Here is a 22,873-nt window from a genome sequence, read left to right as displayed (position 1 = left end):
GAGGTGAAGGTGATCGCGCAGGGCACCGGCCAGGCGCTCGACACCGCGCGGCGCGGCGACGCCGACGTGGTGTTCGTCCATGCCAGGGCGCAGGAGGAAAAATTCCTCGCCGAGGGGTTCGGCGTGAAGCGCTTCGACGTGATGTACAACGATTTCGTGCTGATCGGGCCGAACAGCGATCCCGCCGGCGTCAAGGGCAAGGACATCGAGACCGCGCTGAAAACGATTCAGGAGAAGGCCGCGCCGTTCGTCTCGCGCGGCGACCGGTCGGGCACGCATTCGGCCGAACTCGCGCTCTGGAAGCAGTCCGGCATCGATATATCATCCACCAAGGGCCCGTGGTACCGCGAGATCGGGCAGGGCATGGGCGCGGCCCTCAACACCGCGGCCGCCATGAACGGCTACACGCTCTCCGACCGCGGCACCTGGATCTCCTTCAAGAACCGAGGCGATCTCAAAATCGTGGTCGAGGGCGACAAGCGGCTGTTTAATCAATATGGCGTCATGCTGGTGAACCCCGAGAAATATCCTACCGTGAAGAAAGAACTCGGCCAGGCCTTCGTCGACTGGCTGATCTCGCCGGAAGGCCAGGCCGTGATCGCGGGCTACAAGATTGACGGCCAGCAGCTGTTCTTTCCCGACGCGGACAAGAAGGGGTCATGAGCAATCTTCTTCGCGACGGTTGCCAAAGGGACGATGCGTGGTCCACCATTTCCAGATGATCCCGACCCAGCGTTTGCCGGTTTCGCTCACCCCGCTCGACGCCGCGCTCGCTGCGCTGTTGCGGGGGCTTGAACCGGTCGCGCCTGCGGCACTTCCGCTCGCGGAAGCCCTGGGCGGCGTCGCCACGGACATGCCGCCGCTTCCCGCGCATCCCTCCCGCGACGTCGCCGTCAGCGACGGCTGGGCGCTGCGCGCCCGCGATCTCGTCGGCGCGTCGTCCTATTCGCCGCTGCCGCTTTCCGCGCCGCCGGTCTGGGTCGAAGCCGGCGAAGCCATGCCGGCGGGCTGCGACTGTGTGATCGATGCCGACCTCTTGGATCAAAGCGGCCCGATGGTTCAGGCGCTGGCGGAAGCAACCCCCGGGCAGGGCGTTCGCCGCACCGGCAGCGAAATCGCCGAGGGAAGTTTCGTCTTCGCCCCGGGACGGCGGATTCGCCCGCTCGATCTCCTGATCGCACGCGCGGCGGGTCTCTCGACACTGAATGTGCGCCGTCCGCGGCTGTGTATCGTCAACATTCCCGCTCCCTCGGGCGAAGCGGTGACGGCGCAGCTGATCGCCGAAAGCGCACGGGCGGCCGGGGCTGGCGTCGTCTGCAGCGAGGCTCCGGGGCGCGATGCGGCATCCGTTGCCAAGGCGGCCGACGCTAGCGCGTGCGATATGCTGATCACCACGGGCGGCAGTGGCGTCGGCGGCAACGATGCGGTGATCGCGGCGCTGGCCAGGCGCGGCGAGGTCATTGCCCATGGCATCGCGTTGCAGCCCGGCCGGACCGCGGCGGTCGGAAGGGTTGGAAGCATCCCGGTTCTCGCGCTGCCGGGCGCGCCGGATCAGGCGCTGGCGGCGTGGTGGACGCTGGCGCTTCCGGTGCTGGACGCCCTGTCCGGGCTCCGGCCGCGGCAGCCCGTCACCCTGCCGCTTGCGCGCAAAATTGCCTCAAGCGTAGGCATCGCTGAGCTCGTGCTCGTGGAAAAGATCGAGGGCCGATGGCTGCCGCTGGCGGTCGGCGACCTCTCGCTCGATGCGATCGCCCGCGCCGACGCATGGCTGGCGGTGCCCGGCGGCGCCGAGGGCTTTGCGGCAGGCACGCCGGTGGATGCCTATATGCTGCGGGACTGATATGGGGTCTACAGGTTCCCGCATGACCAATTCGCCCTTGCCGAAGAACCGCGACAATATGGATCAGGACCAGTTCCTGACCATCCTGTCGCGCGAAGAGGCGCTTGAGCGGTTCGAGGCCGGCCTTTTCCCGCGGCCGGTTCCAACCGAGCAGCGGCAGCTTGCCGATGCGCTCGGCTGCACGCTGGCGCAGGATATCGTGGCGCCGATCGACGTGCCGCCGTTCGATCGCTCCAATGTCGACGGTTTTGCGGTGCGCTCCGCCGATCTCGCCTCCGCCGGCGAGGCAACGCCGGTGCGCGTCAAGCTGAACGACGAGATCATCGCCTGCGGCACCGCGCCGACGCGGCCGGTGCTGTCGGGAACGGCGACCTCCATCGCGACGGGCGGGCCGCTGCCGCGCGGCGCCGACGCCGTCGTGATGGTCGAACATACCCAACCCGTCGGCCCGCGGGCGATCGAGATCCGCCGCGCCGCCTCGCCGGGGCAATTCGTGTCCTATGCGGGCTCCGATATCGCGCGCGGCGAGGCGCTGCTCCGCGCCGGCACCGTGATCGGCTCGCGCGAGATCGGCATGTGCGCGGCCTGCGGAATTGCGCAGGTCACCGTTGCGCGCCGGCCGCGGGTCGCCGTGATCTCCACCGGCGACGAACTGGTGCAGCCGGGCCGGCCGCTGGGTCCGGCCGAAATCCACGACACCAACGGCGCCATCGTCACGGCGGCGGTGAACGAGAATGGCGGCGAAGCGATCTTTCTCGGCGCCGTTGCCGATGACGCGGAAAAGCTCGAAGCCGCGATGCGCCGGGCGCTCGAGACCTCTGACATGCTGGTTTTGTCCGGCGGCACCTCGAAGGGCGCGGGCGATCTGTCCCACCGCATCATCGCGCGTCTCGGCAAACCCGGCATCATCGCGCATGGCGTCGCGCTGAAGCCCGGCAAGCCGCTGTGCCTCGCGGTCTGCGACGGCAAGCCGGTGGTGATCCTGCCGGGGTTTCCGACCTCGGCGATGTTCACCTTCCACGACATGATCGTGCCGGTGTTGCGGCGGATGGCGGGGCTGCCGCCGCGTTCGGATGCCAAGGTTGTCGCCAGGGTTCCGGTGCGGATCGCGTCCGAACTCGGCCGCACCGAATTCGTCATGGTATCGCTGGTCGAAGGCAATGACGGCCTGATCGCCTATCCCTCCGGCAAGGGATCTGGCGCCATCACTTCGTTCGCTCAGGCCGACGGCTTCCTGAAGATCGATGCGCTCGCCGACCAGATGCCGGCGGGCACCGAGGCCGAGGTGACCTTGTTCACGCCGCATGTGCGGGTGCCCGATCTCGTCATCGTCGGCAGCCACTGCACCGGGCTCGATCTGGTGACGGCGCAGTTGGCGCACGCAGGCCTCTCGGTGCGTTCGATTGCGGTCGGTAGCCTCGGGGGCATTGCGGCGGCCAAGCGCGGCGAATGCGATTTCGCGCCGATCCATCTGTTCGACGAGAAGACCGAGACCTACAACACGCCGTTTCTCGGGCCGGGACTTGAACTGGTGCCGGGCTGGCGGCGGATGCAGGGCATCGTGTTTCGCAAGGGCGATTCGCGCTTCGAGGCAGCGAAGGACGCGAAAGCCGCGGTGCGCGCCGCGCTCGCCGATGCCGCCTGCATCATGGTCAACCGCAATCAGGGCGCGGGCACCCGCATCCTGATCGACCGGCTGCTCGGCGATAACAGGCCCGACGGCTACTGGAACCAGCCGAAGTCGCACAACGCCGTCGCCGCCGCGATCGCGCAGCAGCGCGCCGACTGGGGCATGACCATCGCGCCGGTCGCGCACGCCGCGGGCCTCGGCTTCATTCCGTTCGCGGACGAGCATTATGACTTTGCGCTGGTGACGGCGCGGAAAGATCGCCCGGCGGTGCAGGCGTTCCTCAAGGCGCTGGCGTCGGAGGAAGCTCGCGCGGCGCTGACGCGAGCCGGGTTTCGGCCGGCGTAAACCTCGTGGTGAGGAGCGCGCGTCGCCGCGCGTCTCCGGACGATGCTTCGCATCGCCGGCAGAACCGTGGGGCCCGTGCGCATCCGGGGAAATAAGACAAGCAGGCAAACGCCCGGCGTTGTGTAGTCGCCGCAGGTGCCGATCCGGGTCAAGGCAAATGGGCGGATCGGCGCCTAGCCCCCGTCCAGCGCCGCCAGCCGCTCCGCTTCCGCAATGTCATCCATGGTGTTGGCGTTGAAGAAGGGATCGAGCGGCGTGGTTGGCCACGTCACGGTGGCCAATCTGTAGCGCGCGGTCCAGCGGTCGATCTTCCTGATGTCCTCGGCCACCAGCGCATGGCGAAGCTGCTCGCGCAACGCCACGCTCCACAATCCGATCACCGGATGCGACTGGCCGTCGGATGCCGCGACCGCGAGCTGCGCGTTCTCTTCGGCGCGCGCCCGGTGCAGGCGTGCGACGAGATCGCGCGGCAGGAACGGACAATCGGCCGCCGCGCTTAATACCCACAAAACCTCCGGCCGGTTCGCCGCGGCCCAGTCGAGGCCGGCGAGGATGCCGGCGAGCGGTCCCGGAAAATCCGCAACCGTGTCGGGGATCACCGGCAAGCCGAAACCGGCAAAGCGCGCCGGATCGCCATTGGCGTTGAGAATGAGCTCGTCGCATTGCGGTTGCAGCCGCGCGATCACCCGCTCGAGAATGGTGCGGCCGCCGATGGTGCGCATCGGCTTGTCGCCGCCGCCCATCCGCCGCGCCAGCCCGCCGGCCAGCAATATCGCGGGCGTCGCCGGCGCGTCGATTGACGTCGCCGGAAATTCACTCGTCACGGTCGGCGCCCTTGCGCTTGTGACGGGCGGATTCCTCTTCGACGAAAGCCAGGTTCTGGTCGTAGATGATGCGCTCCTGTCCCGACAGCGCGATGAAGCGCTTTCCCTTCGTGCGGCCGACCAGCGTCAGCCCGACCTGCCGCGCCAGATCGACGCCCCACGCCGTAAAACCCGAGCGCGAAATCAGGATCGGAATTCCCATCCGCACCGTCTTGATCACCATCTCCGAGGTCAGCCGCCCCGTGGTGTAGAGCATCTTGTCGCCGGGATCGACATCATGGCGGAACATCCAGCCCGCGATCTTGTCGACGGCGTTATGGCGGCCGACGTCTTCGGTGTAACAGAGCGGCGTGCCCTCCTTGCACAGCACGCAGCCATGGATCGCGCCGGCCTCCAGATAGAGCGAGGGCATGGTGTTGACGGTGTGCGTCATCTGGTAGAGCCAGGAGGTGCGCAGTTCCGCCTTTGGCAGCGCGACGCTTTCGATCGCTTCCAGGAGATCGCCGAACGCGGTGCCCTGCGCGCAGCCCGAGGTCTGCGTACGTTTCTTCAATTTTTGTTCAAAATTGGTGTGATGCTCGGTGCGCACCACCACTACCTGCAGGTCGTCGTCATATTCGACCTCGGTGACGACGTCGTTGTATTTGAGCATGTTCTGATTGAGCAGATAGCCCAGCGCGAGATATTCGGGGTAGTCGCCAATCGTCATCATGGTGACGATCTCCTGCGCGTTCAGATACAGCGTCAGCGGCCGCTCCACCGGGACGTTGATCTCGACCGTGGCCCCGGTCTGGTCGGTCCCGGCGACGCGTTCGGTCAACCTGGGATCGTGCGGATCCGGTAAGATCAGGGGAACGGGCGCTTTGTCGATTTTCATCATGTCTCGCAGGCTAGCATGACATTGCCTGTTAGCCGATATAAAGCATCTCAGAGCATGAACAATATGCGCCCGGTTCCGTCATTGCGAGCGAAGCGAAGCAATCCACGAATGCGGCAAAGGAGCTGGATTGCTTCGTCGCTTCGCTCCTCGCAATGACGGTGGAGGGGTCGGAGAATACGATGAAAGTGATAGGGCTCGCCGGGTGGAGCGGTGCCGGCAAGACCACGCTGCTGTCGCGGGTGATCCCGCATTTTATCGCGAGCGGATTGCGGGTGTCCGTCGTCAAGCATGCCCATCACAGTTTCGATGTCGACGTGCCGGGCAAGGATTCCTGGGTGCACCGCCAGTCGGGCGCCGCCGAGGTGCTGGTGTCCTCCGGCAACCGCTGGGCCTTGATGCATGAATTGCGCGGTGCCGCCGAGCCGCGTCTGCCGCAGTTGCTTAGGAAAATGTCAGCGGTCGATCTGGTCGTCGTCGAAGGCTTCAAATCCGAGTCGCATCGCAAGATCGAGGTGCATCGCGCAGCCAACGGCAAGCCGTTCTTGTTCCCAAGCGATCCGGCGATCGCGGGGATTGCGACCGACACCGCGGTTGAAACCGCGCTGCCAACAGCCCATCTCGATGACATCGAGGCCGTCGCCGCTATGATGCAGCGATACGCGATGTCGCTCGAAGACCTGCTGGCGCGCGGCGCCGGCGAAAGCTGAGACAACATGGCGCAATTGTCCGACGATTGCTTTGCCTTCGGCGGTCCGATGATGTCGGTCGATGAAGCCGTCGCCATCATCGCCGCGCGGGTCGCGCCGGTGAAGGAGGTCGAGACAGTTGCGCTGAAGGACGCGGACGGGCGCATCCTCGCCAGCGACATTTCGGCGCCGCTGCCGCTGCCGCCTTTCACCAATTCCGCCGTCGATGGCTACGCCGTGCGCAGCCGCGATCTTCCGAAAGGCGCCGAAGCGGCCTTTGCCGTGGGCGGGCGCGTTCAGGCAGGCTCCGCGGCAACTGATCCGATCCAGCCGGGCCACGCCGTTCGCATCTTCACCGGCGCACCGATGCCCGAGGGCGCCGACACAGTGTTCATGCAGGAGGACGTGCGGCTCGACGGCGAGGGCAGGGTGATTCTCCCGGCGGGCCTGAAACCCGGCGCCAATGTACGTCCCGCCGGCGAAGATATTCCGCTTGGCGCTGCCGCACTGGCAAAAGGCCGGCGGCTGCGTCCGCAGGACGTCGCGCTGGCGGCGGCGTTCGGCCTGACCGAGATCGAAGCGGCGCGGCGGATCCGGGTCGCGGTGTTTTCGACCGGCAACGAACTGGTGTCGCCGGGCGATCCGCGCAAGCCTGCGCAATTGTTCGATTCGAACCGCTTCATGCTGATGGCGATGCTGGGCCGGCTGGGCTGCGAGGTTCGCGATCTCGGTATTTTGCGGGACGATCGCGTCTCGCTGGCGGCGGGCCTGAAGCGGGTGGCGGGCAGACATGATCTGATCCTGACCACCGGCGGCGTTTCGACCGGCGAAGAGGACCACGTCAAGGCCGCCGTCGAAAGCGTGGGCACGCTGGTGCTGTGGCGCATGGCAATAAAACCCGGGCGTCCGGTGGCGATGGGAATCATCGGTGGCACGCCGTTCATCGGACTGCCCGGAAATCCGGTCGCAAGTTTTGTCACCTTCGTCCATGTGGTGCGCCCGACCGTGCTGGCGCTGGCGGGCGCTTTGCCACAGCGGGTCGTTCCGATGCCGGTTCGCGCGGCCTTCGCCTACAGGAAGAAGATCGCCCGCCGGGAATATGTCCGGGTCTGCCTGCGTCAAGCGGCGGACGGCGGGCTGGAAGCGACAAAATTTCCGCGCGAGGGGGCAGGGCTGTTGTCCTCGCTGGTGGACACCGACGGGCTGGTCGAACTGGGCGAAGACGTCACGCAGGTCGAACCGGGCCAGACCGTCGGCTTCCTCGCCTACGCCAGCCTGATGTGAGGCCCGCCGGCTCCGGGCTTCCGTTGACGATGCGGGCCCGCTCCGTCATCTATGGGCGCATGACCACGACGAAACTCGATCTCACCGGCCTCAAATGTCCGTTGCCGGCATTGAAGACGCGCAAGGCGTTGAAAGCATTGAAGCCGGGCGACCGTCTGGAAGTTCGCTGCACCGACCCGCTGGCGGTGATCGACATCCCCAATCTGATTCGGGAAACCGGTGACAAGGTCGAGATTACCGAGCGCGCCGAGCAGCGAATCGTGTTCCTGATTGAAAAGGCAAATGGCTCGATCGAAAACGAGAATGGTTAGTTGCCCACGGATGCGGGGACAAAATCTGGCCAAGTTCCGTTGGCTTGCTGCTCTGCGCTGGGGGGACACGCCGAGCCACGCTACCATTTGCCATATCGACATCGACCGCAGTTTCTGACCCAATCTCGCTCCTCTGTGGGGCGGAGAGCAGTTTTGCGCCGGTAATATGGCACGCAATCCAGGGTAGAATCCGGATCGGGCGGCGACGAGCGGCATATCCCGCCTTTCGAGGTGCGAGACGTTTGGTGGGCTGAAATTTCGAATGCGCGCTGGGGGACCGGCGCATTTCGGAATGGTGCGGAGCAGCAAGGCAGAAGCTTGCGTGGGCAAAAAGAACTTAAGATAGTGGATCGTGGACGCGACAGACCGGCCCGGCAGGGGCGGCTGTAGGGGAGGATTAAATGACTACACTTGATAGCGCTGGCGCGGTGGCTCGCGGCGGTGAGGGGATTCTCGACCGAGAGCATACGATTGCAAAAGCCGGCTTCAATCGCTGGCTGGTGCCGCCGGCGGCGCTGTGCATCCATCTGTGCATCGGCATGGCTTATGGTTTTTCCGTGTTCTGGCTGCCGCTGTCGCGTGCGATCGGGGTCACCACGAGCAAAGTATGTCCGGATATGTCGCTGGTGCAGGAACTTTTCACCACAACCTGCGACTGGAAAGTGGCCAGCCTTGGCTGGATGTACACCCTGTTCTTCGTGCTGCTTGGCGTTTCCGCCGCGATGTGGGGCGGCTGGCTCGAGCGCGTCGGGCCGCGCAAGGCCGGCGTCGTCGCTGCAGCGTGCTGGGGCGGCGGCCTGCTGCTCGGGGCCTTCGGAATTTACATTCATCAACTTTGGCTGCTGTGGCTCGGCTCCGGTGTGATCGGCGGTGTCGGTCTCGGCCTCGGTTACATCTCTCCGGTCTCGACACTCGTAAAATGGTTTCCTGATCGTCGCGGCATGGCGACCGGCATGGCGATCATGGGTTTCGGCGGCGGCGCCATGATCGGCGCGCCGCTGGCGAATTTGCTGATCAACTACTTCAAGACTCCGACCGATGTCGGCGTCTGGCAGACCTTCGCCACCATGGGCGTGATCTATTTCGTGTTCATGATGATCGGCGCCTTTGCTTATCGCGTGTCTCCGGTCGGCTGGCAGCCCGACGGCTGGACACCGCCGGCCAAAGCCAATGCGATGATTTCGAGCAACAACGTCCATCTCAAAGACGCGCACAAGACGCCGCAGTTCTGGCTGATCTGGGGTGTGCTCTGCCTGAACGTGTCGGCAGGTATCGGCGTCATCGGCATGGCGTCGCCGATGTTGCAGGAAATCTTCGCCGGCAAGTTGATCGGGATGCCGAGCCTGAGTTTCAGCCAGCTATCGGTTGAGCAGAAAACGGCGATTGCGGGGATCGCGGCGGGCTTTGCCGGGCTGCTGTCGCTGTTCAACATCGGCGGCCGCTTCTTCTGGGCGTCGCTGTCGGATCATATCGGCCGCAAGGCGACCTATTACTGCTTCTTCCTGCTCGGCATCGCGCTCTACGCGCTGGCGCCGACCTTCGCCAATATGGGATCGAAAGCGCTGTTCGTCGGCGCTTTCTGCGTCATCCTGTCGATGTATGGCGGCGGCTTCGCCACCGTGCCGGCCTATCTCGCCGACATGTTCGGCACGCAGTTCGTGGGCGCCATTCACGGACGGCTGCTGACGGCGTGGTCGACCGCCGGCATCATCGGTCCCGTGGTGGTGAACTACATCCGCGAGTTCCAGCTCGCCGCCGGGGTGCCGCGCGACAAGCTCTACGACACCACGATGTACATCCTGTGTGCCATGCTGATCGGCGGCCTGATCTGCAACTTTCTGATCAAGCCGGTCGACCACAAATGGCACATGAGCGCCGACGAGGTCGCCAAGCTGCAGGCGGCGAGCGCCAAGAGCGAAGCTGCGATCCAGCACGGCTCGTTCGGCATCGGCAAGGGCGGCTTCGACGCCAGGGCCGCGCTGTTCTGGGCCTTTGTCGGCGTGCCGCTCGCCTGGGGTGTGTGGAAGACCCTGGAAAGCGCGATGAAGATCTTCTGATCGCCGCCCCTTCACCGCGGGACGTCAAGTTCGTCCCGCGGTTAAACGTCTTTCCAATCCAGTAGAGCAATAAGACCCGAGGGGATTTCCATGCTTCGCACCAGTGTTTGTCTCGCCGCCATGCTGCTTGTCGCAGGCAGCCTGCATACGGCTTCGGCCCAGACCACGGCTCCGGCGGCTACGCCGGCGCCGGCTGCCGCCAAGCCTTCGAAAATGAAGCTGACGGCCGACAAGCTGAAGGAAATGAAGGCCAAGTGGAGCGCGAACAAGGGCAAGCTCAAGGAGTGTCGCAAAGAGGTGAAGTCGAAGGGACTGGCCGGCGACGACCGCTGGTTCTACATCGAGGACTGCATGGGCAAGTCCTGAGCCCTTTGGCCAGAATTCCGATGTCGATCGAGGGGCATGACAGCGAGGGCTGCGTGCCCCTTAAATCATTATTTCTGCAGCAACTTTGCTACTTGGCATGTGGCATGCCACAGATTAGAGTCTTAGGGATGACGCCAGCAACGAGACCTCCCAATGAGTCATGATGTGCAACAGGTCCGTCCGTTCGAACATCCCGGCGAGGGACGCAAGCGGGCCAAATCGACTCCCAAGGGACGCCAGGTCGACCCGACCGCCGCACACGAGATCGAACTCCTGCTCGGCGACCGGCCGCGGCGGCGCGACCTCCTGATCGAGCATCTGCACCTTATCCAGGACAAGTATCATCAGATTTCCGCAGCCCATCTCGCCGCACTTGCCGACGAGATGAAGCTGTCGTTCGCGGAAGTGTTCGAGACCGCGACCTTCTACGCGCATTTCGATGTGGTGAAGGAAGGCGAGCCCGATATCGCGCCGCTGACCATTCGCGTCTGCGATTCGCTGACCTGCGCCATGCTGGGCGGCGAAAAGCTGCTGCAGGAATTGCAGGACAGCGCCGGGCCCGGCATTCGCGTGGTGCGCGCGCCTTGCGTCGGGCTGTGCGACGCGGCTCCGGTCGCCGAAGTCGGCCACCATTTCGTGCATCAGGCGACGGCCGCCGAGGTGCTCGCGACCGCCGAGCGCGGCGATACCCATCCGCATGTCCCTGATTATGTCGGCTACGACGCCTATGTGGCGGATGGAGGCTACCAGCTTCTGGCGCGGCTACGCTCCGGCGCGGTCACAAAGGACGACATCCTCAAGGTCCTGGACGATTCCAGCCTGCGCGGGCTTGGCGGCGCCGGCTTTCCAACCGGCCGCAAATGGCGCGCGGTGCTCGGCGAGCCCGGACCGCGGCTGATGGCGGTCAACGGCGACGAGGGCGAGCCCGGCACCTTCAAGGACCGCGTCTACCTCAACAGCGACCCGCACCGTTTCCTCGAAGGTACCTTGATCGCCGCGCATATCGTGGAGGCATCCGACGTCTACATCTATATCCGCGACGAATATCCGGCCGCCCTCGAGATCCTCGAGTGCGAGATCGCGAAGCTGCCGCCCGGCGGTCCGGTGCTGCACCTGCGGCGCGGCGCCGGCGCCTATATCTGCGGCGAGGAATCCTCGCTGCTGGAAAGCATCGAAGGCAAGCGCGGCCTGCCGCGGCACAAGCCGCCATACCCGTTCCAGGTCGGGCTGTTCGGACTGCCGACGCTGATCAACAACATCGAAACGCTGTTCTGGGTGCGCGACATCGTGGAGAAGGGCCCCCAATGGTGGAACAGCCATGGCCGCAACGAGCGCCGCGGTTTGCGCAGCTATTCGGTATCGGGGCGGGTGAAGAATCCCGGCGTCAAGCTCGCGCCGGCCGGCATCACCGTGCGCGAACTGATCGACGAATTCTGCGGCGGCATGGCCGACGGGCATGAATTCCATGCCTATCTGCCGGGCGGGGCGTCCGGCGGTATCCTGCCGGCCTCGATGGACGACATTCCGCTCGATTTCGGCACGCTGGAAAAATACGGCTGCTTCATCGGTTCGGCCGCGGTCATCATCCTGTCCGAGCAGGACAGCGTGAAGGGCGCGGCGCTGAACCTGATGCGGTTCTTCGAGGACGAGAGCTGCGGCCAGTGCACGCCCTGCCGGGTCGGAACCCAGAAGGCGGCGCTGTTGATGCAGAAGCCGGTCTGGAACCGCGAATTGCTCGAGGAATTGGGCCAGGCGATGCGGGACGCCTCGATCTGCGGTCTCGGCCAGGCGGCCTCGAATCCGCTGACAACTGTGATTAAATACTTCCCGGATGAGTTCCTGCCGAAAGAGGCTGCGGAATGACCAAAATCCAGTTCGAACTCGACGGCAAGCAAGTCGAGGCCGTCAACGGCGAGACCATCTGGCAGGTGGCAAAGCGCCAGGGCAACGAAATCCCGCATCTGTGCTATTCGCCCGAACCCGACTACCGGCCCGATGGCAATTGCCGCGCCTGCATGGTCGAGATCGAGGGCGAGCGCGTGCTGGCGGCCTCCTGCAAGCGCACGCCGAGTGTCGGCATGAAGGTGAAATCGGCCAGCCCGCGCGCGGTCGCGGCGCAGAAGATGGTGATGGAGCTGCTGGTCGCCGATCAGCCGGCGCGCGAAACCTCGCACGATCCCGATTCGAAATTCTGGCACTGGGCCGAAAAGGTCGAGGTGACCGAAAGCCGCTTTCCGGCCGCCGCGCGCTGGGATGGCGACGCCAGCCATCCGGCGATGCGCGTCAATCTCGATTCCTGCATTCAGTGTGGGCTGTGCGTGCGCGCCTGCCGCGAGGTCCAGGTCAACGACGTGATCGGCATGGCCTATCGCAGCCACGAATCCAAGATCGTGTTCGATTTCGACGATCCGATGGGGGAATCGACCTGCGTCGCCTGCGGCGAATGCGTGCAGGCCTGCCCGACCGGCGCGCTGATGCCGGCGGTGATGCTCGACGAAAACCAGACCCGCGTCACCTATCCCGACAGGAAGGTGGATTCGCTGTGCCCGTTCTGCGGCGTCGGCTGCCAGGTCACCTATCAGGTCAAGGACGAGAAGGTCATCTATGCCGAGGGCCGCGACGGCCCGGCCAATCACAACCGGCTGTGCGTCAAGGGCCGCTTCGGCTTCGACTACATTCATCATCCGCATCGCCTGACGAAGCCGCTGGTGCGGCTTGCGAATGCGAAGAAGGATGCCAACGACCAGGTCGACCCGGCCAATCCCTTCACGCACTTCCGCGAAGCGTCATGGGAAGAGGCGCTCGACATCGCGGCCAAGGGCCTCGTGAAAATCCGCGACGGAAAGGGCGTGAAGGCGCTGGCCGGTTTCGGCTCCGCCAAGGGCTCGAACGAAGAGGCCTATCTGTTCCAGAAGCTGGTGCGCACCGGCTTCGGCTCCAACAATGTCGATCACTGCACGCGGCTGTGCCACGCCTCCTCGGTCGCCGCCCTGATGGAAGGCCTCAATTCCGGTGCGGTGTCGGCGCCGTTCGCAGCCGCCATGGATGCAGAGGTCATCATCGTGATCGGCGCCAATCCGACGGTGAACCATCCGGTCGCCGCGACCTTCATCAAGAACGCGGCCAAGCGCGGCGCCAAGCTGATCGTGATGGATCCGCGCCGGCAAACGCTGTCGCGCCATGCCTACAAGCACTTGCAGTTCAAGGCCGGCAGCGACGTCGCGATGCTGAACGCGATGATCAACACCATCATCACCGAGGGCCTTACCGACGAGCAATATATCGCGGGCTATACCGAGGGCTTCGACGACCTGAAGGAACGAATCACGGAGTTCACGCCGGAGAAGATGGAGCCGATCTGCGGCATTCCGGCGGAGACCTTGCGCGAAGTGGCGCGGATGTATGCGCGCGCCAAGTCCTCGATCATCTTCTGGGGCATGGGCATCAGCCAGCACGTGCATGGCACCGACAATGCGCGCTGCCTGATCGCGCTGGCGCTGATCACCGGCCAGGTCGGCCGGCCCGGCACCGGCCTGCATCCGCTGCGCGGTCAGAACAACGTGCAGGGCGCCTCCGACGCCGGCCTGATCCCGATGTTCCTGCCGGACTACCAGCCTGTCGGCCGCACCGACCTGCGCGAGCCGTTCGAGAAACTCTGGCACTACGACCTCGATCCGGTCCGCGGTCTCACCGTGGTCGAGATCATGAACGCGATCCATGCCGGCGACATCACGGGCATGTATATCGAGGGCGAAAATCCCGCGATGTCGGATCCGGATTTGCAGCACGCCCGCGAGGCGCTGGCAAAACTCGAGCATCTCGTGGTGCAGGACCTGTTCGTCACCGAAACCGCGTTCCATGCCGACGTGATCCTGCCGGCCTCGGCCTTCGCGGAAAAATCCGGCACTTTTACCAACACCGATCGCCGCGTCCAATTGGCCCGCGAAGTCATAAAACCGCCCGGCGAGGCAAAGCAGGATCTCTGGATCATCCAGGAAATCGCCAAGCGGATGGGGCTGCCCTGGAATTACAGCGGGCCGGCCGACGTCTTCACCGAGATGACCGAAGTGATGCCTTCTCTCAAGAACATCACCTGGGAACGGCTGGTGCGCGAGGGCGCGGTGACGTATCCAGTCGATGACCCGCAAAAGCCCGGCAACGAGATCATCTTCACCACGGGTTTTCCGACCGCGAGCGGCCGCGGCAAGATCGTGCCGGCGCGGGTATTGCCGCCGGACGAACTGCCGGACACGGAATACCCGATGGTGCTCTCCACCGGCCGCGTGCTCGAACACTGGCACACCGGCTCGATGACGCGGCGCTCCAGCGTGCTCGACCAGATCGAGCCGGAGGCGGTTGCGTTCATGTCCCCGAAGGACATGCGGCGCCTGAAGGTCTGGCCCGGCGATTTCGTCCGGCTGGAGACGCGCCGCGGCGCGGTCGAGGTGAAGGTGCGCTCCGATCGCGACGTGCCGGAGAACATGGTGTTCATGCCGTTCTGCTACGCGGAGGCAGCCGCCAACCTCTTGACCAATCCGGCGCTCGATCCGTTCGGCAAGATTCCCGAGTTCAAGTTCTGCGCGGTCAGGGCCGAGCGCGCCGAAATCAGCAACGCGGCGGAGTAGGCAGAACGCTGACGCCTAGCTTGGGATGGCCGTGAAATAGATCACAAAAAACAGAATGGCGATGATCACGACCATCAGGGCGATCTTCAATTCGACCATGTCCAGACCCCCGCCCATCGAAAAATAAATTCTGTCCCGATGGCGGTCGGGATCGTTGATTCATATCAACTTGGTTCGCGCGATCCCGACCCACTGGCGCGCGAACAGGGTTCAAATGGCTTCAATCGTTCGAGTTCCAGTGCCATCGATTGCTCTATTTGCTTCCGGCTGGCTATCCAAGGACCCCGCATCGGTGCCGGTTTGGCAGATCGGCTTGGCGCTTTTGCTGGCTGGAGTCGGGGTGTTCTGGATGTATCTGCACGAGACCTGACGCCACGGAGAATGGATCGGCGTTTAGTTCGGGCCGCCGGCGGCGGCAGCCTGCTGGGTGGCTTTATTCTGGGCGATAATGGCTTCGAGCCGCGCCATATTTTCCAGCAGGCGCTGGCTGGTCAGGACCAGAAAGTAATAGCCGAATTGCGGATTCTGGAAGTAGATCTCGAGCAGCTTCTCGTAAGTGATGGTCAGGCAGTGTCCGTCCTCGATGCATTCGATCGTCGCTGTCCGGCGGTTGTCGGGCGTCAGGAAACCGAGTTCGCCCATTAGCCGTCCCGGCGGAAGGTCGACGTTGATTTCGATGACCCGGAATCTGCCGGTGACGGTCAGCAGCATTTCGTTGGCCGCGTCGCCCTTTTTCATCAAAATATCGCCCTTGCGATATTTGCGCTCGGTCATGAACGGCTTGAGCCATTCCATCGAGGTGTCGCCCTGAGTTGCGCTACGCGCCTTCTTCACGAGAACGAGCATTTGACGGAGGCGATACGCATTGATGGGAACCATCAGGAGATACAAGAGAAAGGTCGTGACGGTGCCGCTGAGCGCGCCGAATCCGGCGAAGAATGCGCAACCGATCATGTTCGCGACCCGCAGGGGCACCATGGTCTGCGTCAGCAAGGTGGCGACAAAGAAGATCGCGCCCACCAGGGCAAACATGTTGGCCAGGGTGATGTTATGCAGAAAGATTTCCAGCAGGCGGTTGAAGATGGCATCATAGGTGACGTTGTCGGGGTCGAGGCCCAATTGAACCAGGATCTTCGCGACCGTGAGGTTGTCCGCCGCCGTGTTGAGGATGCGATCTAGTGTCGTCACAGGTCTGCACCGCTGGACTTCATCGTATCCCCCGACATCTCCGCGCGGCGTATGCGCGGCCTGTTTCCTGGCAAGCAAGCCTTCGGAGGTGTCAAATCACCCCGCGCCGGAAAGTATAAAGGGATCAACCCGGGCGCGCCACTATGGGAATTCCATGGAGAATCCGACCGCGCTTTATGGTCGCGGCGTAAAATAAGGCAGTTTGGCCGGCGCTACCGCCCCGGACAACACAGAAGCGCGTGACACCCGGCTTTCGTCATTGATGAACGAAGCGCGGGAGATAGGTGGCCATCTTCAGCGCCATGATGGCCGCGACGGCAACCCCGCCCGCCAGCATCATCAGGGCGCGGATGAAAAGCCGTCCGATGATCGCGGGATAGGCGGCCGCCGCATTGGCTCCGGCCGGGTCTCGGCTTTTCGGCGAAGCGGCAGTCCGCTTTCGCGGGCCGCCGGTGTGGGCAAGCATGGTCATGTCAAAAATCCCATGGCGACCATTCGATTCACAGGCCGCGAAAATCCTTCAGCCGGCGTTTGACCGCTTCCGTCACTTTGCCGGTCATGGCGGCCATTCGCCGTTGAAGATGCGTCGCCATGCGCGTGCAAGATCCAAGCTGAACCACAAACGGGTTGCCCCGGTTTTCCAGGTCGAGTTCGAACCGCTCGGACAGGTATATGCTTGCGCAGCCCGCAGCCCCGCTATTGCTTCTGGCAAACGACACCGCGGAGTTTTCGAGCAGGAATATTCCGCCGATCCGCCCGTTGACGTCACGGGCGACCCAGAAACCTTGCTTGTTGCGGCCGATGAAAAACGCCGGAATGGTTTCGCTGACGACGCCGGGATCGAGCGGCCGAAACTGCGCCGTGACGGTCGCGGGCCGATCCGGCGGCAGGATGCTGGCGCGTTCGCCGTCCTGCAGGATCGCAGGCGTCGAAAGTTCGGGCGATTGCCGCGACGAAAAGTCTGTGGATGTCAGCTGCATGGCGTTCACTTCGTTCTTCGTTGGCGAAACCGGGGTCTGACGCGGGCGAGCGTGCTGGGCCTCGGCAGCGGCCTGTCGCACCTGGTAGCTGACAAAGCTATCCAGCATCCGGCGGAAAGCGGCGAGAACGACGTCGAGCTGTTCCCGGACCTGCCCTTTCGGATGCGCGGTGTTGAAAGTGATCGCGGCCATGGCGGCCTCCTCAGGAATCCAACAGCCATGATGTGCCGGCGAGGCCATAGGAATGCGAGAGGGCCCCGCATGGCATCTCATAGGAGCGATATAAAAGTCCTCGATGGAAAATTGTGCCGCGCCATCCGCGCTAGGCATTTATGCCGCGCCTATGAGAGAGCGCCGGAGGCCGCCTCGATTTCCTATGCTGCCATCCGCATCTTCGCACCCATAGCTCGCAACGCGAACTGACGGCGGAGATCGAAGATGTCTCATTTTCTGACCAGCGACGAAAAATTCCGGGATCTGCTCTACGGCGATGATTATCGCGCCTATCTGATGGCCCGAAACCAATCGGCCGATGGCTATCGGTTCGGCCGGACGCAGCGAAAGCGCACGCGCGTGCGCGCGCGCAACGCCCTGAGGCACGTCAGCGGCTATTTCAGAACCATGATCGAGGCGATCGCCAATTCAAAACTGCGCCGCATGGAGCGCGAGCTCGAGCTTCGCGGCATTCGCTTCGACCGCTCGAACAATGATTGGGTCGCGCCCAAATCCCGGCCGACCAAGCGCTAACGGAAAGGCGGGCGGTCCGACCCGCCTTTTCGGAGTCACTTCTGTCTGGCGTGAGACGTCACATGTCGCAAACCTCGTTCACCGCATCCGTTCTGGTTTCCCTCCTGCGCAAAGTCGTCGGCGCCGTGGTGACGTTTCTCGGACCCTCCTGGGACGGACCGCGCAGGGCCTATCAGCCCCACCACCATTATATGCGCGGTCCCGGACCGAAATGGCGCGAAAAGCACTCCCGGAATCGCGCCCCTGCCGACGGCGCCTGAATCCCTGCAGCGATATCCGAAACTCCCGATCGACGCTTACGGCCTGGCGGCCGCATCCGTGTGAAAGCGGCGACCGTGCCGGCTCTCGAGCGGACAGGCGAGATCCTCGTCGCCGATTTCGGCGATCGCCCTCGCCACTTCGGTCTTGCCCGCATCGGCCAGTTCGACGATCGGCAGTCGGGTGGTGGGCGACATGAAGCCAAGCAGGCAAAGCGCATATTTCAGGGCCGCCGGGCTCTCCTTGGCGAGCGCGGCCGTCAGCGGCGCCAGCCGGCTTTGCAGATATCGCGCGGACTGCAATCGTCCCTGCCTGCAGCTCGAAAAGATCGCCTGGCACAGATCCGGCGCGACATTCGATACCAGGGATAGGCAGCCATCCCCGCCATTGGCGATGAAGGCGAGCGCGGTTAAGTCATCGCCGGACAGGAGCCGAAACGCCGGCGGCAGCAGTGAGCGCAAGCGCAGGGGGCGCGTCAAATCGCCGGTGCCATCCCGCAAGCCGATGAACTGTCCCGATTTCGCCAGCCGCGCCAGCGTATCGTCGGACAGCTCGCGGATGGTGCGGGATGGAACGTCGTGCAGGATGATGGGCAGCGAGGTCGAAACCGCGATCGCCCGAAAATGCGCGTAGATGCCGGCCTGCATCGGCTTGTTGTAATAGGGCACGACCGACAGCACCGCATCGGCGCCGGCGGCCTCGGCGCGGCGCGTCAGCTCGATGGCCTGGCTGGTCGAATTCGATCCGGCGCCGGCAATGACGCGGACGCGGCCGCGCGTGGTCTCGACGGCGGCGCGCACGATGCGGTCGTGCTCGACCGGCGTCAGCGTGGACGCCTCGCCGGCGGTTTCGCCGACGACGATGGCCGAGACGCCTGCCTCGATCTGGCGTTCGCACAATTTTGTGAATGCCGCCAGATCGAGATTGTCCGCTTCATCGAACGGGGTGGGTAGGTCGGGGATGTAGCCCGCCAGCCAAATGGCGGGATGTGCCGGATGCGTCATGGCGGTTCACGCTGCGATTTCCATCTGGTTGAAGCCCTGACGGTAGGCCGACAGCACGAGCCCCTGCTGGCACCGGACGCCCGCCTCGATCCGAAAGCCCATCTGTTCCAGCCGGTTGCGGACTTTCAGGCAGAGTCCGCTTTCGCGGGAGTCGATCAGGACGGCAATAGCGGCACTGGGGCTGAGGAATTGCGCGATCTGCGCCAGCGCGGCTTCGATGGCAGAAAGCGAGTTCTGCCCCGTGACCAAGCCGACCGCGTGTTGCCGCTTCGGGATGCGGCAGGTCGCGGTGGTGGCCACCCGAACGAATCCGCGCCGTCGCAGCGCCAGATAGAGCTCCAGGCTGTCGTGGCCAGCGACGATGGTCCGATTGAGATTGGAAAGGCGGGTGAGGTCGATCATGGTGTCGACGACCTGCTCCCGGCTCGAGGTGGAATGACCCATCTGGTCCTCCTGAATGACGGACGCTCGATCTCTTATGCAGCGCGCCGGGCGGCGGGGAAGGGGAGCTTGTCGCCCATGTCGAGTTCGATCTCGCGCGACAATTCGACGACGGTTTCTGGGTGATGGCCGTTCTCGAACAGCGCGTATTTGACGGCCTGGGCGCGGTTGACGAACAGGCCGCCATAGAGGCCGCTCTGTTCCTGGGCGACCCACTGGCCGCGGCTGTTCTTGCCGATGAAGACGATGGCTGATGGCGAGCTACACGAGGGAGGTTCGACGAGCTTCACGTTGGTAGTCCTTCTGGTGGCGAGTAGCGCGTGCTTCCGGCGCCGTGGACCAATCCGCCGCTATTTGTTTGTGTGCGAGTGGTCGAATGGTTTTCGACGATCGGGAGACGGCTTCACTCATGCGGCCAATATGTTCAGGTGCGGATATGAATTCGAGGGCGACAGGGCGGCGATCTCATAAGCGCCGTATAGGGCCGTGGTGCTGTTTCAGACCGGGACGGCATGATTGAAGCTGCTGACCAGGGCGAACAGGGCCGCGTAGGCCACCGTTTCATCCCAGTGGTTGAGCGCGGCGCCGAATGGTTGTTCACGCCTCATGGCGCCGACGACGGCGCAGAGGATGATCGACATCCACAGCAGCGCGGCGAGGGCTCTGGCAAAGCCGGCGCTGGCGAAAGCAGCGAAGAATACCAGAATGTTTATGCGCAGGAAAAAGCGGACGAGCACCTGGGTCGGTCTCAGTTGTCGCGATAGCTTCGGAAGCTGGGCCAAAACTCTAAACTCCGGCAATCCCCTGGGGTACCGCCTAGCCGAAATTGTCGCAGCAGACCGGCTCGTAGAGCGGGTTCGCGTCGCGCGACACGGCAGGAACGCTCGGCCGGCTCGCCGGTGCCGCGATGCGCTGGGCCTCGACGAACGCGCTCAGGATCGCCAGCGCCAAATCCGAATGGCGGCCTTCGATCGACCGGTCGAGCCAGTCGGGCAGCTCGCGTTCGCGCGACAGGGCGCAGTACCACTCGCCCTCGTCATAGGCGATGCGGCGAACCTGCCATAGCGGCAGTTCGAGGTCGATCAGCGCCAGCGCGGCATCGGTCCAGGCTTCGGACCCGATCAGTCGCTCGATCCGCGCGGTCTTTTCGGTCTGCCCCACCGACGGAAAGCGCCGGCACGCGGCGCCGACGATGTCCGACATCAGCCCGGCCGTCACGGCATGCGCGGTGCGCAGCCGGTCGCCGATCTCGAGCGGATCATGATGTTCTCTGAGGAGCGGCATGGCTTTATCTCGCAAGAGCTGCGGCCCATATCTGCAGCCGCTCCCGCAAGATGGCCAAAACGCCATTTGAAAACGAGGTGGGACGGGGCGCCCAGAAATAAAGATGTCATATAGGCAGCAACGAAGGGGCTATCCGCCCTTGACCGGAGCTCTGTCCCGACAAGCGGGTGGCACAGGCGCACGCCTTTCACCCGCCGCCACTCGTTATGACGGGAGAGCGACCAATGCCACCTGCCGGCAATGGATTCAGAGGGTTACGGATCCGGTCCGCGCCTCGCCGGGATTACGCAGAGGCTCCTATAAGATTCCTATAACGTTGCCGTTGCGACCGCCTCGAAAACCTATGCGCCGAGTGGCACTTCACGGCCACTGATACGGGTAAGGCCTGGGTCGCAATCCGATCCGCAATTGATCCAACGCAATTCGCCTTCCCAAAACGCGCAGAGGTTGCGCATCGAAACAAGCGCGACAAGGAGCTTTGTCATGTGGGACGTCGTCATGCTGGCCCTCGGCTTTGGCCTCTTCGTTTTGGGCATAGGCTATGCCTACGCCTGCGAACGGCTTTAAATCTTGACGCGTTTTCTTCACGCGAACCGGAATGCACTTCGCTTGAAAACGCTGTGGTGAGGAGAACGACCATGATCTTCGATTATTCGCTCGCCGGTCTCGTTTCCGTTGGCCTGCTGGTTTACCTGACCTACGCCCTGCTGCGGCCCGAGCGCTTCTGACGCTCGAAACAAGTCTGCCCCGGACTTGGTCCGTGGCGCCAACCCATTCCCTAGAGAACAACGTGCAAACTGAAGGCACACGACCATGACCGCCATTGGCTGGATTCAAATCATTCTGTATTGCGCCGTCGTCGTTGCGCTGGTCAAACCGCTCGGCTGGTACATGACCCGCGTCTTCAACGGCGAACGCACCTTCCTGTCTCCGATCCTGCGTCCGGTCGAGGCCGCGCTGTACTGGATCGGCGGCGTCGACGAGAAGCGCGAGCAGCACTGGCTGACCTACACGGTCGCCATGCTGCTGTTCCATGTCGGTGGCTTCCTGATCATCTACGCGGTGATGCGGCTGCAGGCCTTGTTGCCGTTCAACCCGGCGGAACAATCTGCGGTCGCCGAAGACCTTTCCTTCAACACCGCGATCTCCTTCATCACCAATACCAACTGGCAGAACTACGGCGGCGAGAGCACGCTGTCCTATCTGGTGCAGATGCTGGGGCTGACGCACCAGAACTTCCTGTCGGCGGCGACCGGCATCGCGCTGGCGGTGGCGCTGATCCGCGGCTTCTCCCGTTCCTCGATGCGCACCATCGGCAATTTCTGGGTCGATGTGACCCGCTGCACGCTCTATGTGCTGATGCCGATCTGCGTCGTCTACACGCTGTTTCTGGTTTGGCAGGGCATGCCGCAGACGCTGGGCGCCTATGTCGATGCGACGACGCTGGAAGGCGCCAAGCAGACCATCGCGGTCGGACCGGTGGCTTCCCAGGTCGCCATCAAGATGCTCGGCACCAATGGCGGCGGTTTCTTCAATGCCAACGCCGCGCACCCGTTCGAGAACCCGACGGCGCTGTCGAACTTCATCCAGATGATCTCGATCTTCGCGCTTGGCGCTGCCCTGACCAACGTGTTCGGCCGCATGGTCGGCAACCAGAAGCAGGGCTGGGCGGTGCTGGCTGTGATGGGCGTGCTGTTCATCGCCGGCGTCGTCGTGACCTATTGGGCCGAAGCCAACGGCACCACCGCGATGCATGCGCTCGGGCTTTCCGGCGGCAACATGGAAGGCAAGGAAGTCCGCTTCGGCATCGTTGCCTCCTCGCTGTTTGCCGTCATCACCACCGCGGCCTCCTGCGGCGCCGTCAACGCCATGCATGACTCGTTCACCGCGCTTGGCGGCATGATTCCGCTGATCAACATGCAGCTCGGCGAGATCATCGTCGGCGGCGTCGGCGCCGGCCTCTACGGCATGCTTATCTTTGTCGTCATTTCGATCTTCGTCGCCGGCCTGATGGTCGGCCGCACCCCGGAATATGTCGGCAAGAAGATCGAGGCGCGCGAGGTCAAGATGGCGATGCTCGCGATCCTGGTGCTGCCGCTGATGTATCTGGGCTGGACCGCGGT

Annotated in this window: 24 protein-coding genes; 14 read left to right on the top strand and 10 right to left on the bottom strand. The window is 63.9% G+C overall.

Going from position 1 to position 22,873, the window contains the following annotated elements; translation table 11 throughout:
* From QZ213_RS06770 to QZ213_RS06760, 3 genes are all read left to right on the top strand, one after another.
* Positions 1 to 663 (top strand): substrate-binding domain-containing protein (locus QZ213_RS06770; RefSeq protein ID WP_291685292.1); only part of this gene is annotated, 663 nt, incomplete at its 5' end.
* A 55-nt stretch (positions 664 to 718) separates the two neighbouring features.
* Positions 719 to 1,840 carry a molybdopterin-binding protein gene (locus QZ213_RS06765; protein ID WP_291685294.1) on the top strand — a complete coding sequence of 374 codons (1,122 nt, stop codon included), beginning with the start codon at positions 719 to 721 and terminating at the stop codon, positions 1,838 to 1,840.
* A gap of 22 nt (positions 1,841 to 1,862) precedes the next feature.
* A complete protein-coding gene (locus QZ213_RS06760; protein WP_291685291.1) occupies positions 1,863 to 3,815 on the top strand; it encodes a molybdopterin biosynthesis protein in 1,953 nt (650 codons plus the stop codon).
* A 173-nt stretch (positions 3,816 to 3,988) separates the two neighbouring features.
* Here the strand turns inward: QZ213_RS06760 and mobA are convergent, their stop codons facing one another.
* Entirely contained in the window at positions 3,989 to 4,639 is a 651-nt protein-coding gene (gene mobA, locus QZ213_RS06755) for a molybdenum cofactor guanylyltransferase MobA (RefSeq protein ID WP_291685290.1), read from the bottom strand.
* The gene (locus tag QZ213_RS06750) at positions 4,629 to 5,519 is read right to left on the bottom strand and encodes a formate dehydrogenase accessory sulfurtransferase FdhD (protein WP_291685289.1); all 891 of its coding nucleotides are present in this window, start codon (positions 5,517 to 5,519) and stop codon (positions 4,629 to 4,631) included. Before QZ213_RS06750 ends, mobA begins: the two co-directional genes overlap by 11 nt.
* Positions 5,520 to 5,698: 179 nt before the next feature.
* On the opposite strand from QZ213_RS06750, the gene mobB reads away from it, so the two are divergent.
* From mobB to fdhF, 7 genes are all read left to right on the top strand, one after another.
* Positions 5,699 to 6,226, top strand: a complete 528-nt coding sequence (mobB, locus tag QZ213_RS06745) for a molybdopterin-guanine dinucleotide biosynthesis protein B (protein WP_291685288.1) — start codon at positions 5,699 to 5,701, stop codon at positions 6,224 to 6,226.
* A gap of 6 nt (positions 6,227 to 6,232) precedes the next feature.
* Positions 6,233 to 7,489: a gephyrin-like molybdotransferase Glp gene (gene glp / locus QZ213_RS06740; RefSeq protein WP_291685287.1), complete on the top strand. Its 1,257-nt coding sequence runs from the start codon at positions 6,233 to 6,235 to the stop codon at positions 7,487 to 7,489.
* Positions 7,490 to 7,548: 59 nt separating this feature from the next.
* Positions 7,549 to 7,800 carry a sulfurtransferase TusA family protein gene (locus QZ213_RS06735; RefSeq protein ID WP_291685293.1) on the top strand — a complete coding sequence of 84 codons (252 nt, stop codon included), beginning with the start codon at positions 7,549 to 7,551 and terminating at the stop codon, positions 7,798 to 7,800.
* Between the two features lie 401 nt (positions 7,801 to 8,201).
* On the top strand, positions 8,202 to 9,857 hold the full coding sequence (locus tag QZ213_RS06730; protein ID WP_291685286.1) for an OFA family MFS transporter: 1,656 nt from the start codon (positions 8,202 to 8,204) through the stop codon (positions 9,855 to 9,857).
* Between the two features lie 90 nt (positions 9,858 to 9,947).
* Complete coding sequence (locus tag QZ213_RS06725; RefSeq protein ID WP_291685285.1) at positions 9,948 to 10,223, top strand: hypothetical protein; 276 nt, start codon at positions 9,948 to 9,950, stop codon at positions 10,221 to 10,223.
* Between the two features lie 153 nt (positions 10,224 to 10,376).
* Positions 10,377 to 12,086: an NADH-ubiquinone oxidoreductase-F iron-sulfur binding region domain-containing protein gene (locus QZ213_RS06720; RefSeq protein ID WP_291685284.1), complete on the top strand. Its 1,710-nt coding sequence runs from the start codon at positions 10,377 to 10,379 to the stop codon at positions 12,084 to 12,086.
* A complete protein-coding gene (fdhF, locus tag QZ213_RS06715; protein ID WP_291685283.1) occupies positions 12,083 to 14,848 on the top strand; it encodes a formate dehydrogenase subunit alpha in 2,766 nt (921 codons plus the stop codon). Before QZ213_RS06720 ends, fdhF begins: the two co-directional genes overlap by 4 nt.
* A gap of 393 nt (positions 14,849 to 15,241) precedes the next feature.
* Here the strand turns inward: fdhF and QZ213_RS06710 are convergent, their stop codons facing one another.
* The 3 genes from QZ213_RS06710 to QZ213_RS06700 all read right to left on the bottom strand — a co-directional run bounded on the left by QZ213_RS06710 (position 15,242) and on the right by QZ213_RS06700 (position 17,208).
* A complete protein-coding gene (locus QZ213_RS06710) occupies positions 15,242 to 16,036 on the bottom strand; it encodes a cyclic nucleotide-binding domain-containing protein (RefSeq protein WP_291685282.1) in 795 nt (264 codons plus the stop codon).
* A gap of 256 nt (positions 16,037 to 16,292) precedes the next feature.
* On the bottom strand, positions 16,293 to 16,508 hold the full coding sequence (locus QZ213_RS06705; RefSeq protein WP_291685281.1) for a hypothetical protein: 216 nt from the start codon (positions 16,506 to 16,508) through the stop codon (positions 16,293 to 16,295).
* Between the two features lie 28 nt (positions 16,509 to 16,536).
* Positions 16,537 to 17,208 carry a hypothetical protein gene (locus QZ213_RS06700; RefSeq protein ID WP_291685280.1) on the bottom strand — a complete coding sequence of 224 codons (672 nt, stop codon included), beginning with the start codon at positions 17,206 to 17,208 and terminating at the stop codon, positions 16,537 to 16,539.
* Between the two features lie 246 nt (positions 17,209 to 17,454).
* Between QZ213_RS06700 and QZ213_RS06695 the strand changes: the two genes are divergently transcribed.
* Together QZ213_RS06695 and QZ213_RS06690 are read left to right on the top strand one after the other, a co-directional pair.
* Positions 17,455 to 17,763, top strand: coding sequence for a hypothetical protein (locus QZ213_RS06695; RefSeq protein WP_291685279.1), 309 nt, complete (start codon positions 17,455 to 17,457; stop codon positions 17,761 to 17,763).
* A gap of 62 nt (positions 17,764 to 17,825) precedes the next feature.
* Positions 17,826 to 18,023, top strand: a complete 198-nt coding sequence (locus tag QZ213_RS06690) for a hypothetical protein (RefSeq protein WP_291685278.1) — start codon at positions 17,826 to 17,828, stop codon at positions 18,021 to 18,023.
* Positions 18,024 to 18,059: 36 nt separating this feature from the next.
* On the opposite strand, the gene dapA is transcribed toward QZ213_RS06690, so the two are convergent.
* From dapA to QZ213_RS06665, 5 genes are all read right to left on the bottom strand, one after another.
* Entirely contained in the window at positions 18,060 to 19,025 is a 966-nt protein-coding gene (dapA, locus tag QZ213_RS06685) for a 4-hydroxy-tetrahydrodipicolinate synthase (protein WP_291685277.1), read from the bottom strand.
* A gap of 6 nt (positions 19,026 to 19,031) precedes the next feature.
* Positions 19,032 to 19,469, bottom strand: a complete 438-nt coding sequence (locus QZ213_RS06680) for a hypothetical protein (RefSeq protein ID WP_291685276.1) — start codon at positions 19,467 to 19,469, stop codon at positions 19,032 to 19,034.
* A gap of 32 nt (positions 19,470 to 19,501) precedes the next feature.
* Positions 19,502 to 19,756, bottom strand: a complete 255-nt coding sequence (locus QZ213_RS06675; RefSeq protein ID WP_291685275.1) for a hypothetical protein — start codon at positions 19,754 to 19,756, stop codon at positions 19,502 to 19,504.
* Between the two features lie 207 nt (positions 19,757 to 19,963).
* Positions 19,964 to 20,203 carry a hypothetical protein gene (locus tag QZ213_RS06670; protein WP_291685274.1) on the bottom strand — a complete coding sequence of 80 codons (240 nt, stop codon included), beginning with the start codon at positions 20,201 to 20,203 and terminating at the stop codon, positions 19,964 to 19,966.
* A gap of 79 nt (positions 20,204 to 20,282) precedes the next feature.
* Positions 20,283 to 20,750, bottom strand: coding sequence for a hypothetical protein (locus QZ213_RS06665; protein ID WP_291685273.1), 468 nt, complete (start codon positions 20,748 to 20,750; stop codon positions 20,283 to 20,285).
* A 638-nt stretch (positions 20,751 to 21,388) separates the two neighbouring features.
* On the opposite strand from QZ213_RS06665, the gene QZ213_RS06660 reads away from it, so the two are divergent.
* Entirely contained in the window at positions 21,389 to 21,478 is a 90-nt protein-coding gene (locus QZ213_RS06660) for a K(+)-transporting ATPase subunit F (RefSeq protein WP_291685272.1), read from the top strand.
* A gap of 85 nt (positions 21,479 to 21,563) precedes the next feature.
* The coding region (gene kdpA / locus QZ213_RS06655; RefSeq protein ID WP_291685271.1) for a potassium-transporting ATPase subunit KdpA at positions 21,564 to 22,873 on the top strand (1,310 nt) is incomplete at its 3' end.

The sequence above is a fragment of the Bradyrhizobium sp. genome (genome assembly GCF_017881085.1).
Lineage (GTDB): Bacteria > Pseudomonadota > Alphaproteobacteria > Rhizobiales > Xanthobacteraceae > Bradyrhizobium.
Note: the sequence above shows the minus strand (reverse complement) of the source record. Positions and strands in the feature narration are given on the sequence as shown.

Coding starts and splice junctions, on each gene's coding strand:
- QZ213_RS06765 (WP_291685294.1), top strand. CDS start 719: ATGATCCCGACCCAGCGTTTGCCGGTTTCGCTCACCCCGCTCGACGCC.
- QZ213_RS06760 (WP_291685291.1), top strand. CDS start 1,863: ATGACCAATTCGCCCTTGCCGAAGAACCGCGACAATATGGATCAGGAC.
- QZ213_RS06750 (WP_291685289.1), bottom strand. CDS start 5,519: ATGATGAAAATCGACAAAGCGCCCGTTCCCCTGATCTTACCGGATCCG.
- mobB (WP_291685288.1), top strand. CDS start 5,699: ATGAAAGTGATAGGGCTCGCCGGGTGGAGCGGTGCCGGCAAGACCACG.
- glp (WP_291685287.1), top strand. CDS start 6,233: ATGGCGCAATTGTCCGACGATTGCTTTGCCTTCGGCGGTCCGATGATG.
- QZ213_RS06735 (WP_291685293.1), top strand. CDS start 7,549: ATGACCACGACGAAACTCGATCTCACCGGCCTCAAATGTCCGTTGCCG.
- QZ213_RS06730 (WP_291685286.1), top strand. CDS start 8,202: ATGACTACACTTGATAGCGCTGGCGCGGTGGCTCGCGGCGGTGAGGGG.
- QZ213_RS06725 (WP_291685285.1), top strand. CDS start 9,948: ATGCTTCGCACCAGTGTTTGTCTCGCCGCCATGCTGCTTGTCGCAGGC.
- QZ213_RS06720 (WP_291685284.1), top strand. CDS start 10,377: ATGAGTCATGATGTGCAACAGGTCCGTCCGTTCGAACATCCCGGCGAG.
- fdhF (WP_291685283.1), top strand. CDS start 12,083: ATGACCAAAATCCAGTTCGAACTCGACGGCAAGCAAGTCGAGGCCGTC.
- QZ213_RS06705 (WP_291685281.1), bottom strand. CDS start 16,508: ATGACCATGCTTGCCCACACCGGCGGCCCGCGAAAGCGGACTGCCGCT.
- QZ213_RS06700 (WP_291685280.1), bottom strand. CDS start 17,208: ATGGCCGCGATCACTTTCAACACCGCGCATCCGAAAGGGCAGGTCCGG.
- QZ213_RS06695 (WP_291685279.1), top strand. CDS start 17,455: ATGTCTCATTTTCTGACCAGCGACGAAAAATTCCGGGATCTGCTCTAC.
- QZ213_RS06690 (WP_291685278.1), top strand. CDS start 17,826: ATGTCGCAAACCTCGTTCACCGCATCCGTTCTGGTTTCCCTCCTGCGC.
- dapA (WP_291685277.1), bottom strand. CDS start 19,025: ATGACGCATCCGGCACATCCCGCCATTTGGCTGGCGGGCTACATCCCC.
- QZ213_RS06680 (WP_291685276.1), bottom strand. CDS start 19,469: ATGGGTCATTCCACCTCGAGCCGGGAGCAGGTCGTCGACACCATGATC.
- QZ213_RS06665 (WP_291685273.1), bottom strand. CDS start 20,750: ATGCCGCTCCTCAGAGAACATCATGATCCGCTCGAGATCGGCGACCGG.
- QZ213_RS06660 (WP_291685272.1), top strand. CDS start 21,389: ATGATCTTCGATTATTCGCTCGCCGGTCTCGTTTCCGTTGGCCTGCTG.